Below are 15,837 nucleotides of genomic sequence, written 5' to 3'. Positions count from 1 at the left end.
TTTTGAAATACGGCCTTTTCCGTTGGAGTAAGTGTCGAAAATGTTTCTGAACAGTTGGTTATAAAATCCTTGAAAATATAAGTTGTATCCACAAATTTCTCTTCTTTTGAATAATTTTCACCAGCCAATTGCATATAACTTTGTTCATCACGGAGTTGGATTATTTCAATTTTTCCCGTTCCATCATTGTTTAAATGAATAGTTTCTGTGACTTGACAACTTGCAAATAGGATTGCTGTAATAAGGACGGAGAATATTCTGTTTTTCAAGTTTCGTTAGATTTTAGAGTTTGTTTTGGCCAAATATAAATCAATAACTAGGATTTTTAGCCCAGATTGAAGTGAAAATCCTTTTTATTTTTCCTTTAAAAATAAAAAGATTGCAACGGAAAGCTGGAAAAAGCTCCAAAAAAACCTTAAACTTTAAACTTTGAACTTGAAACAAAAACTTTATCTTTGCACTCTTAAAATCAGAACAGAATGGCATTATCCGAACAAGAAATCCTTCGTAGAGAAGCACTCACAGAATTACGCAACTTAGGCATTGAACCTTATCCTGCCACCGAATTTATCACAACCGCATATTCCAGCGAAATCCTAGCCGATTTCGAAAAGTTTGAAGGCAAAGAAGTGATTCTAGCCGGTCGTTTGATGGGAAAAAGAATTATGGGAAAAGCCTCATTTGCCGAGTTGAAAGACGCCGAAGGACGCATTCAAATCTATGTTTCTAGAGATGACATTTCGACTGATGAAGAGAAAACAATGTACAATGTAGTTTTCAAAAAACTGTTGGATATTGGCGATTTCATTGGGGTTCGTGGTACGGTTTTTAAAACTCAAGTGGGCGAAATATCGGTTCACGTTTATGGTTTGACAGTTTTGGCGAAAGCCTTGAAACCGCTTCCAATTGTAAAAACGGATGCCGACGGAAAAACACACGATGCTTTTTCGGATCCGGAACAAAGATATCGTCGTCGTTATGTGGATTTAACGGTGAACGACCACGTGAAAGAAACGTTTATCAAGAGAACAAAAATGTTTAATGCAATGCGTTCTTTCTTTAATGACAAAGGATATTTAGAAGTGGAAACTCCCGTTTTGCAACCCATTCCTGGTGGTGCTGCAGCGAGACCTTTTATCACGCACCACAACTCACTGGACATTCCGTTGTATATGCGAATTGCGAATGAATTGTATTTAAAAAGATTGATTGTTGGTGGTTTTGACGGCGTGTATGAGTTTTCGAAAAACTTCCGTAACGAAGGAATGGACAGAACGCACAACCCGGAATTTACCGCTATGGAAATATATGTAGCCTACAAAGACTACAACTGGATGATGGATTTTACCGAAAATTTATTGGAACATTGTGCTATTGCAGTTAACGGAACCAGCGATGCAACTTTTGGCGAACACCAAATCAACTTCAAAGCGCCGTATGCGAGAGTTACAATGACGGATTCTATCAAACATTTTACTGGTTTTGATATTTCCGGCAAAAGCGAAGCCGAATTATTCGAAGCTGCAAGAGCAATGGGAATAGACGTTGATGCCTCAATGGGAAAAGGAAAATTGATTGACGAGATTTTCGGTGCCAAATGTGAAGGAAATTATATTCAACCCACTTTCATCACGGATTATCCAAAGGAAATGTCGCCACTTTGTAAACAACATCGTGACAATCCAGATTTGACAGAACGTTTCGAATTGATGGTTTGCGGTAAAGAAGTGGCGAATGCTTATTCGGAATTGAATGATCCAATTGACCAACGGGAACGTTTTGAAGAACAAATGCGATTATCCGAAAAAGGAGATGATGAAGCCAACGGAACCATTGACGAAGATTTCTTGAGAGCTTTAGAATATGGAATGCCACCAACTTCTGGTTTAGGAATTGGAATGGACAGATTGATGATGTTCTTAACTAATAATTCTTCTATTCAAGAAGTGTTGCTGTTTCCTCAAATGCGTCCAGAGAAAAAACAAATTCAAATTGAATTATTGGACGATGAAAAATTAATCCTCGCACTTTTACAAACCAATAGCAACAAAATGGAATTGGGTGTTTTGAAAATAAAATCAGATTTGAGTGGCAAGAAATGGGACGCCGCTATGAAAGGATTAGCAAAACACGGCTTGGTGAAAGTGAGTTTAGTTGGAGAAAGTAAAGTAGTGGAATTAGCGGGATAATATTGTTTAACAAACCCGACAGGTTTTAAAAACCTGTCGGGTTTTCCAGATATAAAAAAGGAGCTCAATTGAGTTCCTTTTTTTATGAACATTTGTTAATAAAAAAATGATAAAAAAAATGAAGTATGATTTAAATCATATTAAATAAAATTATAAATCTGTAAAATTATAGTCAGTAAAATATCCCCAAAAAACACCCTAAAGTATTGGTATTTAACCTCTATTAAAATCTAAATTATGAACCTACAAGAAAAAACTACGATTGGAGATTTTGTCGCTAAAGATTATAGAACGGCAGCCATTTTCTCAAAATATGGTATTGATTTTTGTTGCAAAGGACAAAGAACAATCGAAGAAGTTTGCACCAAAAAGAATATAAATGAAGCCAACTTATTGAATGAATTAAATGCAGTTTTGTTAACAAAAAATGACACCGAAATTGATTTCAACTCATGGTCCTTAGATTTATTAATTAATTATATTGACAAAACTCACCACCGTTTTATTGAAGAAAAAACACCTCTGTTGATTCAGTTTTTAGACAAATTGTGCAGCGTTCACGGAAGCAATCATCCTGAATTATTTGAAATCAAAGAACTCTTCAAAGATTGCGCAGATGAACTAACTCCGCATATGAAAAAGGAGGAATTGATTTTATTTCCATTTATCAAAGAAATGATACAAGCTACAAAAAGTCACGGTTCTATTGGGCAACCTCTTTTTGAAACAATAAAAAATCCCATTGCTGCAATGATGAACGAACACGACAATGAAGGAGAACGTTTCAGGAAAATTGCTTTATTAACTAATAATTACACGCTTCCAGAAGACGCTTGCAATACGTATCGAGTAACTTTCGCAATGTTGGAGGAATTTGAACAGGATTTACACAAACACATTCATTTAGAAAGCAACATTCTGTTTCCGAAAGCGAAGGCTTTAGAGAAATTTTTCTCGAACGAAGAATAAACAACAACCAACCAATATAAAACCAAAATAATCATTACTATGGAAAAGTACGTTATCAAAAGAAACGGAGATTACAAGCCGTTTGAAAGTTTCAAAATTGAAGATGCTATCTCAAAAAGTTTCCAAAGTGCTTCCATAGCATTCGACGAAAGTGTTTTTGAAAATGTCATCCAAGGATTGCAATCTAAAGAGACTTGGGCGGTCGAAGAAATTCAGGATTTAATCGAGAAAAGCCTTTTCGAAAAACAGTATTTTGAAGTGATGCGTTCTTTTATGTTATATCGTCACACCCGAAAATTGCAACGGGAGCATATTGAAGGCATCAATGATGACACGACTTATGTTGACAGTTCACAAACCATAGCAGAATATATCGAGCAAACCGATTGGCGCATCAATGCTAATGCAAACACTTCTTATTCTAATGCAGGTTTGGTAAATAATGTTGCTGGAAAAATCATTGCTAATTATTGGTTGGACAAAGTATATACCAAGGAAGAAGGTTATGCCCACAGAAATGGCGATGTCCACATTCACGATTTAGATTGCCTAACAGGCTATTGTGCTGGTTGGAGTTTGCGTGTTTTATTGAACGAGGGATTCAACGGAATTCGCGGTCGTGTCGAAAGCAAAGCACCATCACATTTCAGAGAAGCTTTGGGGCAAATGGCAAATTTCCTTGGAATTTTGCAAAGCGAATGGGCTGGAGCACAAGCTTTCAGTTCCTTCGATACCTATTTGGCACCTTATGTTTTCAAAGATGATTTGTCGTTTGATGATGTGTTGAAAGCCGTTCGTAGTTTTGTTTATAATTTGAATGTTCCTGCACGTTGGGGACAATCGCCTTTCACGAATATCACTTTGGATTGGGTAGTTCCTGAAGATTTGAAAACCCAAATTCCAACGAAAAACGATTTTCATTTTTTCGAAAATAATTTCAATCACGACCTTTTAGTTAGAGCGCAAGAACGTGGTGTTGCGAAAGTAACCGATTTGCGTTACGAGCATTTTCAAAAGGAAATGAACCTCATTAACAAAGCGTATTATACAGTAATGACTGAAGGCGATGCCAACGGACAACCTTTCACTTTCCCGATTCCGACAGTGAATATTACCGAAGAATTTGATTGGGATGGTGAAAACACCGACTTACTTTTCGAAAACACCGCAAAAATTGGTTCGTCTTATTTCCAAAACTTCATTGGAAGCCAGTACAAATTGGACGAAAACGGCAATAAAGTAGAAAACGAAAGTGCTTATAAACCGAATGCCGTTCGTAGTATGTGTTGTCGTTTGCAACTCGATTTGCGCGAATTGTTAAAACGAGGAAACGGTCTTTTTGGAAGTGCCGAAATGACTGGAAGTATTGGCGTTGTAACTATCAATATGGCTCGTTTGGGTTATTTATACAGAGGAAACAAGGAGGAATTATTCAAACAATTGGATAAACTTTTATACATTTCAAAATCGACTTTAGAGAAAAAACGAGTATTCATTCAGGAAATGTACGACCGAGGTTTGTATCCTTACACCAAACGCTATTTGCAACATTTCAGAAATCACTTTTCAACCATTGGTGTCAACGGAATCAACGAAATGATTGTCAATTTTTCTGGAAAGCAAGATACAGTAACCTCTTCGACAGGAATTGATTTTGCTTCGGAAATTCTGGATCATATTCGTGGTCGAATGAAAGAATTTCAGGAAGAAACTGGCAATTTATACAATCTTGAAGCCACACCAGCCGAAGGAACCACCTATCGTTTTGCCAAAGAAGACAAAAAACGTTTTCCAAATATCTTCCAAGCGGGACAAGATGAGAATATTTATTATACCAATAGTTCTCAAATCCCAGCTGATTATACTGAAGACCCTTTTGAAGCCTTGCTGTTGCAAGACGAATTGCAATGTAAATACACAGGAGGAACCGTTTTACACTTGTATATGAGCGAAAGAATGAGTTCGTCAGAAGCGTGTAAGCAATTTGTTAAAAAAGTAGTTTCAAGTTTCAGATTACCTTATATCACGGTGACGCCAGTGTTTAGTGTTTGCCCCGTTCACGGTTATTTGAATGGCGAACACGAATATTGCCCGAAATGTGATGATGCTCTAATTGAATTTGAAAAGTTAAAAAGAGAAAAGTCAAAACAACATTAAACTTTTAAAGAATTTTAAACTTAAAAAACATATGAAAACAGAAACTAAAACAAATCCTATCCTAGAGCAAAACCAACATTTGAGAACCAAATGTCTTGTTTACACACGTGTAATGGGCTATCATAGACCCGTTGAAAGTTTTAATATTGGCAAAAAAGGTGAACACAAACAACGAACTCATTTCACTGAAGGAAAATGCTAGTAAGCCCATTTACAGCTTAACTCCTTTCACTTTACTAGATTATCCGCATAAATCAGCCTGCATTCTTTGGTTTGCAGGCTGCAATATGCGCTGTTTATATTGCTATAATCCCGAAATTATTCGTGGAAAAGGAACGCTATCTTTCGAAAAAATACTTACTTTTTTACATTCCCGAAAAAACTTATTGGATGCCGTTGTTTTTAGCGGTGGTGAATGTGTCTTGCACAAAAATATAATTCCATTGATTGCCGAAGTCAAAAAAATGGGTTTTTTGGTAAAAATTGACACCAACGGAAGTTCGCCTGATGTAATGCAACAATTGCTAAACAAAAATAAAATTGACTACATTGCTTTGGATTATAAGGCACCAAAATCAAAATTTCAATCTATTACCCAATCCGATTTATACGATTCTTTTGAAAAAACACTAGATTTGGTGGTAGAATCCCGAGCTCCATTTGAAGTTCGAACAACCTATCATTCTGATTTGTTGAGCGAAAAAGACTTGCAAGAAATGATTATCTTTTTAGGAAACAAGAAATACTCAGGCAATTATTACATCCAATATTTCAAAAATGATGTAGAAACTCTTTCAAAATTGGAGCGTTCTATCAATAGAATTGATTGCGAAAAATTATCCACTCCAACTATAAAAATTATTTTAAGAGAATAGAACTAATTTAAAATATTACGACTAAGGTATAAATCCAAAAAACAAAAGAGTCAATATCACAGGTATTGTTAAATCAATTAGTCCTAAAAAAAAGCCCGCTTAAAAAATTAAACGAGCTCCTTTTATATAAATTTGAAATTTTATGCCACCACTAATTCCGGAATCTTAATTTCAAGAATTTTTGCTTTATACAATTCAAGTTGCTCTTGAATAGCATTCAAGCTGTTTTCAAAATAATTTGAAGTGGAGAATAAATTTTGGTAAAACCCTATTCCTTCTATCATATTATTTTTGAAAGCATTCCATTTTTTTATTTGTCCCGCAGTCAAATCAGCTGTTGCTTCACTGATTTCGTTCATCAAATAATCGATATACATTTTCAATTCTTTAACAAATAGATTCGGACGATTTTCATCCGTCATCACAGTTGCATTACCATAAATATGTTTTACCATTTCAGATAACGAAACTTCTTTGTCAAAATAAGCCATATTCGGTCCAGGACAAATAATAACGCCTTGTGATTGTCCTTTTATTTCAATGTCGTTTTCTAAATAGGCAGCATTAGCCAAGCCCACACAAAGGCAAGCTTTTTCAGTAATATCAAACTTCATCTTATCAAAAATCTCAGCCGATACGGTATCTTTTATAGCTTCTAAATCCTCTAATTTTACATCTTGATATTTCTTAGATGAAGTGCAAATTCCTCCAGCTCCAAATTCTTTACTTAATGCCAAAAACTTTTTCGGACAAGAACTTCCTGCCTTGTTATCATCAATACGTCCTTGTTTAATGATTTCATTGGTTGTACCTCTTACAGTATTAAAAGGGATTCCCAAAGGAGAAATATGACTTAAATACAAATCTTTTTCTTTGGAATTGATTAACAATTCTCTTGTTTCTGTATCAACTGAAGTCGCTTCTGGAACCAATAAAAATGGGGTTCCCCAGCCTACAGAATCTACATTATAATGTTCCAATAAAAAATTATGTTCTTCCGAAGTTCCTACTCCACCTTGAACAGTAATTTTTAAATCCAATGGATTTTCAGGAATATACATTTCTTTTTGACCTAAAGCTTTCACCATCAAATCGTGTGCTGATTGAACTAATTGATCTTTTTTCTGTTTAAATTCTTCTAAGATGGGACCCAATAAATAACCGTCTGTTGCAAAAGCATGTCCACCACAATTTAGTCCAGATTCTATTCGATATTCTGAAACCCAAAGTCCTTTTTTAGCCAAGAAATTCCCTTGAATCATTGCCGAACGAAAATCGCTCACTTTCAAGATAATTTTCTTTTTTAAATTATTATTAAAATCAGGAAAAAAGGCTGGGAAATTTTCAAAGTAAGCGAATAATCTTGGATTCATTCCTGCAGAAAGTACCACCGAAGAAGTCAAATCACTATTGGCAAACCCACGAAGCGCAGCGTGTGCATCATTAAACTCAACTGGCAATTGTTCGTCTTTTATGAAATTATCCTTATCCAATTTGGTCATAATATTCACATCAATTTCTCCAGCAGAAAGATTATCCTCGAGATATTTTTTGATATTTTCCTTAAAAGCAATTCCGTCTTCCATTAAATGCTGCAATCCTTTTTTAATTTCGGATTTGTTAGGCAACATTGCGATATAATTTTCCAAAGCTTGTTTGCTTTCAGCCAATTCAGTCTTGAAATTTTCGAATTTTTCTTTTACAATTTTATCAACCAAATTCAAATAAGAAGCAATTCTTTCGGCACGATAATCGTGTATTTTTTGAGTAATTTCATGATAAGGAATATCGAATTTTTCGCTGTAAAAAGCTCTCATTTTCTCAATGAGTTCATCATCTGCAATCGAAATTACTGATGATATTCCATAATTTGCCACTCGAATGGGACTATCAATAGTGAAAGCCAATCCCATAACTGGAATGTGAAAAGTATGTAATTGTTTTTTTGTTGTCATGCACTAAAATATTTTGTTTAAAACATAAGCCGCAAATATAGTGAAAGCCCGCAATAAAAACCTGATAATTATCATACCATCTCTTCGTTTAACAAAACATTCTTATGCTTTTAAGGTTTTTCTTTCACTCAAAAACAGGATATTGACAAGTACAATAAAGGTTATTATTTTTTTAAATTAAGTGTATCTTTGCTACACTATTTTTTACTGGTTCATATCAAAAAATAGTATTCACAAGAAATTAAAATAAATTGAGAATGAAAAGTCTTAAAGAAAGAATATTGGAATTAAAAAAAGAGAAAAATGCAGTTATTCTAGCGCATTATTATCAAGAAGCCGATATTCAAGATGTAGCAGATTATGTTGGTGACAGCTTGGGATTATCGCAAGAAGCTATGAAAGTCGATGCCGATATTATCCTTTTTGCAGGCGTCCATTTTATGGCAGAAACAGCAAAAATTTTGAACCCAACAAAAAAAGTAATTCTTCCTGATTTGAAAGCAGGTTGCTCCCTTGCTGAATCTTGTCCTGCTGATTCATTCAAAAAATTTACTGAAGCTCATCCCGATCATATTGTTATTACTTACGTGAATTGTTCTGCCGAAGTGAAAGCCTTGACAGATATAGTTTGCACTTCATCTAATGCAGTAAAAATTGTGGAGTCAATTCCTAAAGACAAGCCAATTATTTTTGCACCAGATAAAAATTTAGGAAAATATATCATCGAAAAAACGGGACGTAAAATGTTGCTTTGGGATGGTTCTTGCGTGGTTCACGAAGCTTTTTCATTAGATAAATTGATCGCTCTTTATAAAGAAAATCCCGATGCAAAAATTATTGCACATCCAGAATCAGAAACTCATATTCTAAAAACAGCTGCTTACATAGGTTCGACAGCTGGAATGATTGAGTTTGTAAAAAAAGACCCAAGCAAGAAATTTATCGTTGCCACCGAAGCAGGAATTCTTCATAAAATGCAACAAGAAGTCCCTGATAAAATATTAATTCCAGCACCATCAGAAGAAGATAATACGTGTGCTTGCAGCGAATGTGGTTATATGAAAATGAATACACTGCAAAAAGTATATGACTGTTTACTCAATGAAAGTCCGGAAATTAACGTTCCTGCCGATATTATGAAAAAAGCACTGATTCCTATTGAACGAATGCTTGAATTATCTAAATAATGATCCAAACTAATTACTTAATTATAGGTTCCGGAGTTGCAGGATTGACTTTTGCAGTAAAAATTGCGGAGCAATTCCCCGACAAAAAAGTCACCATTGTTACTAAAGCAAATGTTGATGACTCTAATACTAAATATGCCCAAGGAGGTATTGCCATAGTTACTGATAAAGTTGGCGATTCCTACCAAAAACATATAAACGATACACTTATTTGTGGCGACGGTTTATGTGATAAAGAAGTCGTTGAAATGGTTATTTCCGAAGGTCCAAAACGATTAAAAGAACTCATTGAATGGGGCGCAAAATTCGATAAAAATGGTGAAGGAACTTTAGATTTAGGCAAAGAAGGTGGCCATTCTGAAAATAGAGTTGTTCACCATAAAGATCAAACTGGTCAAGAAATTGAACGTGCCATTTTAGGTCAAGTACACCAAAAAAAGAACATTACAGTTTTAGACTACCATTTAGCAATTGATTTAATTACTAAAAATAATCGATGTTTGGGTGTTTATGTTTTAGATGAAAAAACAAACGAAATACTCACCTTTCAATCTGATTTTACCTTGCTTGCCACTGGTGGAATTGGTCATCTTTACGGTCATACCACAAATCCAGTAATCGCAACAGGTGATGGAATTGCAATGGCTTTCCGAGCAAAAGCAAACATCAAGGAAATGGAATTTATCCAGTTTCACCCTACTGCTTTATATGATGCATCGACTGGAACTTCTTTTTTAATTTCGGAGGCTGTTCGTGGTTTCGGTGCTTATTTGCGAACCAAAAACGGTCATCGATTTATGCCCGATTACGATTCCAGAGGCGATTTGGCTTCGCGTGATATTGTTTCTCAAAGCATCGATTTGGAACTCAAAAAAAGCGGAGATGATTGTGTTTATTTAGATTGTACCCATTTAGATATGGAGGCTTTTAAAAAGCATTTTCCAATGATTTACGAACGTTGCAAAAGTATTGGAATTGATATTGCAAAAGATTGGATTCCTGTAGTTCCTGCTCAACATTATCTTTGTGGAGGAATTGTGGTTGATAAAAACGGAAAAACTTCAATAGAAAATTTGTTTGCCTGTGGCGAATGTTCGCGAACAGGTTTGCACGGAGCGAATAGATTGGCATCCAATTCCTTGTTAGAAGCCTTAGTTTATTCTGATAAAATCTATAATTATTTAGCCAAGACTTCTTTCGAAAAAAGCCAATTTACTGGAGAAGTTTCTGATTGGAATGTATCTGAAAAACCAGTCGTTAATGATGAATATAACGATAAAATGAAAGCTGAATTACAACTTTTGATGCGACAAAATGCAGGAATTGTTCGTAATGATACTGACCTAATTAAAGCCAAAAATCAATTGAATGTCTGGCAAAATGAAATCGAAGAAAAAATAAAAAATTATCAAGTTAGAGCCAATTTATGGGAATTGTATAACTTGATAATTATTGGTCAATTAATCGTTCAGCAATCTATTGAAAGGATTGAAAATCGTGGTGGTTTTGTAAAGATTAACGCTATTAATCAATAGTTTAAAATACATTATATTCTTCTAATTTAGACCTAACAGGTTTTAAAAACCTGTTAGGTCTGTAAAAAAAATAAACCTTATTTAGTTTAATAACTAAAATTTACGTTCAAAAAGAAATTTCTTCCTTTTCTAGGAATGTTATTCCAATCTGAAAAAGTAGAATAATAAGTATCCAAAACATTTTCGATTCCTGCTCTCAAATTCAATTTGTTTTTGTCCCAATGAAACGAATATCCCGAATCTAAATTCAAAATTGCAAAAGAAGGCGTTCTATCTTCACCATAAAAAGGGCTGAATTGAGTTTGGGTTGCATTACCTTGAACTGAAATTTCTGTCGAAAATTTTTCTTTATTATAACTCAAGGAAGACGAATATCGCAACGGACTTATGAAAGGCAAATTCTTGCTTTCAAAATCTTTTCCGTAACTATAAACCAGTTGTCCTTTCCATTTAAAATCAGTTGAAAGTTGATATTCTACATTCAAATCTGTGTTAAAAATTGTTGCATAATCCAAAGCCGTGTAAATTTTTATTCCGCTTGCGCCAATTGTCATCGGGATTAAAGTAGTGTCTGGTTTTCCCACAATATAATTGGAAATATGAAAATAGGAAGACGACATTTTCGCACTCCATTTTTCAGTTTTATAGCCAAGTGAAGCATTCCCTTCAATTGAATTTTCGTTTTTCAACTCTGGATTTCCTATGTAATCATAACGATCAAAACTATTGAATAAATAAAATCCGTAGCCTTCAGAAACCGATGGAGCACGCTCACCAAAAGCCAAACCAAAACCATACGAAAATCCATTTTCATCATAAGAATAATTAGAAGAAATACTTGGTAAAATTCGGTTTTTGCTGTCTTTCATATTGGGATAAAAAATTCGCATACTTTCTAATCCAAATTCGCTAGCTACTTTGTTATAGTGGTTTGCCAAGCTTGTCGAAAATTTCAAACTCGAATGGCAATTCAAGGCAATATTATCCTCTAAAAAAAAGGCTGAATACATCGTTTTCACGTCTGGCCAAGTGTACATAAACATCAATTTTTCGTTGGAATCAGCTGGATACATTGTCATTTCGGCAATAGAATGATTGTAAAACGAATTCAAATCAGCCAGAAAATGATGCTTTCCGGAAACTCCTTTCAACTTTGAAAAAAATCCAGCAGTATCGCTCCATCCTGGCATATCCATGTGGATAGGAACAAAAGGTCGCTTGGTATCATCCATTCTGTGGGTGATGGTATTATAGTAAATTTTGGTTTCCCAATTTTCGATTGTAAAAGATTTTGGAACAACTTCAAACCTCAAAGAAGTGATTAAGGCTTCTGCCAAAGAAACATCCATTGGCAATGCCGGATAACCCACATTAGTTGCTTTATCATAGATTATCGAAGCTTCTAATAATTTATTTTTATCGAAAGAAAATCCGGAAGTTGTTGAAATATTGAATTTCCTGAACTGCGAAAACAAAACTTCTTGATTATTTCCCGCAGTATAATTATCGGCATCACGAAACATAAAATCAGTGTCGATATAAAATGAATTATTGGCATAACTAACGGCCGAACCGAAGATTTTTTGCTTGCTATTCGTTTCAAAACCCGTATTTACTGATGCGTTCCAACCCAAATCTGAACATTCACTTCGGTTTCTTTTCAAATCAATCGAACCACCAATAGTTGCACCGTGACAAGCACCTTGTTGCCCTGATTTCAGGGTAGCTTCGGATAAATTAGAAACTTCTATATAGGAAGTAATTGGATCCATTTTGTCAGTACAAGCTCCAAAAATCCGCATTCCATCGATGGTTATCAAAGTTCTTTCAGTTGCCATACTATTGATGATTGGCTCCCACGCATAACCGCCTCTTTTTATCATATCAACTTTAGCAGACTGCTGCAAATAATCGTCAATTGAAGTTAATGGCTTGGATTGCTTTTGGTATAATTGTGCTTTTTTACCAATTACAATTACTTCATCGAGCGTTTTAGGAACGATGGTGTCTTTGATTTTCTCTTGTGCAATAATTCCATTTGGAATTAAAAAGCACAATACTATAAAAAATATAAAGTTTTTCATTTTGGAAAATTGTAAAAATAGCTGTGCCAAAGGTTTGAAACTTTGACACAGCCTTTTATGATTTAAAACTCTATTTCGAAGTAAATGCTACTTACACTTAAAGGATCATTCTCAACAATTGCTTCCCCTTTCAAAACTTCATTTGAAGCATTCAAAAGTTGCAAGTTAATTCTCCAATATCCAGTCATTGTCAAGGATAATTTTCCGTTGTATAAATCTCCAGCACCCGTTTGAGTCAAATCAACATTATTAGGCGAACCGTGATTTCCCATACTTGGCATTCTTGGGTCAATTTTCAACTTAAATCCATCAACAACTGGAAAAGTCATCATATCTTGCATTTTCCAAACACCTGCAACCATATCATTTAATCCAACTGCTGGATGATGTGGATCTGCGTAAGCGGCAATATATTTTACTCCATCAGAACCAGTAAATGTAGTTACTCTTTGTTTTGCCGACGCTGGAACATCAACAACTGAAGTCATAGAATAAGCAGTTCCGTTGATGGTGTAATCAATTTTTAAATCCCAATATTCAGTAGCATTTTGAGCCATTTGAAAAACAATATATCCTTGATATACTGATCCAGCAGTAGAGACTTTTGTCACTGGTGATTTAGGACAAGAATGAGTCATCATCGTCATGTGCATCAAAGGCATCCAAGTAACGGTAGCATTTGTAATGTATTGATTCGTTGTGTTATCTTTAATTTTTAGCGCAATTTCGTTATACCCTTGCTCTAAACCTGTCATGTGTTTGTATAATTCTATGGTGTGAGTAGAATTTGTTATCTCTTTAAACTTTGTCAGTCCGTCTAGTTCATCCACAGGAGCTGGATCATTGTTTGAAGAGCACGAGGATATAATGGTCACTAAAACCAATAGTAATATTCTTAAAAATTTCATTTTATTTTTTTTATAAATTTGATAATAAAAACCCTTTCGATAAAGATTTTATCGAGAAAAGGTCAGTTAAAAACTTGAAAAATTAAGAAATGAAAGTTGGCGGATGAAAAACAGATTTACTATTCAAATAAAAATATAAGTTAGAATAGTTGCTAGTTGTTTTTTGTTTTTTGTAAAAATAAAAAGGGGCAATTTCGAATGATTTGATTTCCTCGAAAAACAAAACTTCAAAGTTATTAGATACAATTTTTTTATCGGAGGAAATAGGTTTTTCATTTTCAGAAGCTTTGGCAAGTTCTTTCATTAAATGACATTTCCCATTACAATGCATCATTGGTTTGTCTTTATTTACACAAAGAACTTTAGAAATATATTCATAATTAACGGCATATTCTAAAACCGGAACCAAAGGTTTTAGCAACATAAATAATGCAAATATGAATATCGTATTTTTCACTTTTGCAAATATAAGCTCAATTAAAAATATTTTTATGATTTAAGTCATATTTTTAATAATTTTAAAAAAATAAATTTGTGGTCGTAATATGTATTTGTAACATAAATTGCAAAAAATATATAAACTCCTCTAAATCAGCCATGCAAATAGATCAAGATTTACTTTATTCCTGGGGTGCTGTTGCAAAAAAATACAAAAAAAATGAAGTCATTTTTGATGAAAACGAAGTGGCCAACTATTACTATCAAATTCTCGAAGGAAGTGTCAGAATGTACAATTCAAATGAGGAAGGTAAAGAGTTTACTCAAGGTCTTTTTTACATCGGAGATGGTTTTGGAGAGCCACCATTATTAATTGATGAAACTTATCCGTCAAAAGCAATTACAACTGAAGAAAGCACTATATTAAAATTATCAAAGGATAAATTTTTAAAAATTATTGACGAATATCCTTCAATCCAAAAATATTTTTTGGTATTGTTTGCCAAAAAAATTCATTCTAAATCAAAGACTTCAAAAGAAATAATCAATCAAAAACCAGAGTATAGAATTATTGCATTTTTGAATTCCTATAAGAAAAAACTAGGAAACAGTTCTGAGAAAATCTTAATTCCATATACACGACAAGAAATTGCCAATAACACTGGATTAAGAGTGGAAACGGTTATACGAGCTTTTTCCAAAATGAATGTAAGTCACAAAGTAGAAATCATCAATCACAAAATATTTTATTAGAAAATTTCTACTAAAAGATAAAAATATCCTGATTTTGAATCACTCAATTTACCTCTTTATGCATCAGAATCGTAGCAATGTTTTTTACCCTCCGTTTTATTTCATCTGCTTTTTCTCCAACAAATAGTTCATCTACAGAGTTATCAAATAATACAATCCATTGATTGAAATGAACTTCCTTTATCCTACTTTTTTCATTCAGTTCTTTATGTTTCAACATCGGATTTAAATCATATATTCCAGTTGAAAACAAAATGTTTTCAAAAAAAACATACATTTTAGGCAGATGTTCTTCCCAGTTCACATTGGCTATATCGCTAAAAAAATAATTAATTTCAGTATTCTTTTTAATTTTATCGTAAAAAAAATTAATCAATTTTTCAATATCTTCCCGGTTCTTAATATCAGTTTTCATATTTTTAATTTCTACAATGTAGTCAAGTTAAATTAATTTTATCACCTAAAAAACAAAAGAAATAGATTTCTATTTTTTATTAGCAAAATGCTAAAGAGATTATTTACTGGTGAAATTTTTCTAATAACATTAATCCAAATATCTAACTAATATTTTAATTTACATATGATTGAGGTCATATTATAAGTAGATAGAATAAAAGCCAATTAATAAACTTTTGTTAAAGATTAAACCTTTAAAATCTGTTCAAGTCTTATAACCATAACTTAAAAAAATAAGAAAATGAAAAAATTAATGATTGCAGCTTTACTTGTTGTTGGAATGTCAGGTTTTGCTCAAAACAGACAAGAAATGGGAAACAGACCCGATAGA

At 33.6% G+C, this 15,837-nt stretch carries 13 protein-coding genes and 1 pseudogene; 8 read left to right on the top strand and 6 right to left on the bottom strand.

Translation table 11 applies throughout. From position 1 onward, the window contains the following. A pseudogene (locus tag PHC28_RS06310) lies at positions 1-269 on the bottom strand (hypothetical protein); the annotation flags it as partial. 210 nt (positions 270-479) lie between these two features. Between PHC28_RS06310 and lysS the strand changes: the two are divergent. From lysS to PHC28_RS06285, 5 genes are all read left to right on the top strand, one after another. Then, positions 480-2,189 (top strand): lysine--tRNA ligase, encoded by a 1,710-nt coding sequence (lysS, locus tag PHC28_RS06305; protein WP_300097414.1) that lies wholly within the window; start codon positions 480-482, stop codon positions 2,187-2,189. A gap of 237 nt (positions 2,190-2,426) precedes the next feature. Further along, positions 2,427-3,158, top strand: coding sequence for an iron-sulfur cluster repair di-iron protein (ric, locus tag PHC28_RS06300; protein ID WP_300097411.1), 732 nt, complete (start codon positions 2,427-2,429; stop codon positions 3,156-3,158). Positions 3,159-3,197: 39 nt separating this feature from the next. After that, entirely contained in the window at positions 3,198-5,315 is a 2,118-nt protein-coding gene (locus PHC28_RS06295) for a ribonucleoside triphosphate reductase (protein ID WP_300097407.1), read from the top strand. A gap of 31 nt (positions 5,316-5,346) precedes the next feature. Then, complete coding sequence (nrdD, locus tag PHC28_RS06290; protein WP_300097405.1) at positions 5,347-5,517, top strand: anaerobic ribonucleoside-triphosphate reductase; 171 nt, start codon at positions 5,347-5,349, stop codon at positions 5,515-5,517. Beyond that, positions 5,474-6,190 carry an anaerobic ribonucleoside-triphosphate reductase activating protein gene (locus tag PHC28_RS06285; RefSeq protein WP_300097401.1) on the top strand — a complete coding sequence of 239 codons (717 nt, stop codon included), beginning with the start codon at positions 5,474-5,476 and terminating at the stop codon, positions 6,188-6,190. Before nrdD ends, PHC28_RS06285 begins: the two co-directional genes overlap by 44 nt. A gap of 140 nt (positions 6,191-6,330) precedes the next feature. Here the strand turns inward: PHC28_RS06285 and PHC28_RS06280 are convergent, their stop codons facing one another. Beyond that, positions 6,331-8,145, bottom strand: coding sequence for a hypothetical protein (locus PHC28_RS06280; RefSeq protein WP_300097398.1), 1,815 nt, complete (start codon positions 8,143-8,145; stop codon positions 6,331-6,333). A 257-nt stretch (positions 8,146-8,402) separates the two neighbouring features. On the opposite strand from PHC28_RS06280, the gene nadA reads away from it, so the two are divergent. Continuing rightward, complete coding sequence (nadA, locus tag PHC28_RS06275) at positions 8,403-9,332, top strand: quinolinate synthase NadA (RefSeq protein ID WP_300097395.1); 930 nt, start codon at positions 8,403-8,405, stop codon at positions 9,330-9,332. Next, complete coding sequence (gene nadB, locus PHC28_RS06270) at positions 9,332-10,867, top strand: L-aspartate oxidase (protein WP_300097392.1); 1,536 nt, start codon at positions 9,332-9,334, stop codon at positions 10,865-10,867. The genes nadA and nadB overlap by 1 nt, the downstream gene beginning before the upstream one ends. An 86-nt stretch (positions 10,868-10,953) precedes the next feature. Here the strand turns inward: nadB and PHC28_RS06265 are convergent, their stop codons facing one another. The 3 genes from PHC28_RS06265 to PHC28_RS06255 form a co-directional block, all read right to left on the bottom strand. Continuing rightward, positions 10,954-12,951 (bottom strand): TonB-dependent siderophore receptor, encoded by a 1,998-nt coding sequence (locus tag PHC28_RS06265; RefSeq protein ID WP_300097389.1) that lies wholly within the window; start codon positions 12,949-12,951, stop codon positions 10,954-10,956. Positions 12,952-13,013: 62 nt separating this feature from the next. Beyond that, the gene (locus tag PHC28_RS06260) at positions 13,014-13,859 is read right to left on the bottom strand and encodes a hypothetical protein (RefSeq protein ID WP_300097387.1); all 846 of its coding nucleotides are present in this window, start codon (positions 13,857-13,859) and stop codon (positions 13,014-13,016) included. Between the two features lie 82 nt (positions 13,860-13,941). Then, complete coding sequence (locus tag PHC28_RS06255; protein WP_300097385.1) at positions 13,942-14,316, bottom strand: hypothetical protein; 375 nt, start codon at positions 14,314-14,316, stop codon at positions 13,942-13,944. 140 nt (positions 14,317-14,456) lie between these two features. On the opposite strand from PHC28_RS06255, the gene PHC28_RS06250 reads away from it, so the two are divergent. Continuing rightward, positions 14,457-15,050 carry a Crp/Fnr family transcriptional regulator gene (locus tag PHC28_RS06250; protein WP_300097383.1) on the top strand — a complete coding sequence of 198 codons (594 nt, stop codon included), beginning with the start codon at positions 14,457-14,459 and terminating at the stop codon, positions 15,048-15,050. Positions 15,051-15,093: 43 nt separating this feature from the next. Here PHC28_RS06250 and PHC28_RS06245 read toward each other — a convergent pair whose 3' ends face one another. Beyond that, positions 15,094-15,465: a group III truncated hemoglobin gene (locus PHC28_RS06245; protein ID WP_300097381.1), complete on the bottom strand. Its 372-nt coding sequence runs from the start codon at positions 15,463-15,465 to the stop codon at positions 15,094-15,096. Between the last annotated feature and the right edge of the window lie 372 nt (positions 15,466-15,837).

The sequence above is a fragment of the Flavobacterium sp. genome (assembly GCF_028712645.1).
Classification (GTDB): Bacteria; Bacteroidota; Bacteroidia; order Flavobacteriales; family Flavobacteriaceae; genus Flavobacterium.
Note: the sequence above shows the minus strand (reverse complement) of the source record. Positions and strands in the feature narration are given on the sequence as shown.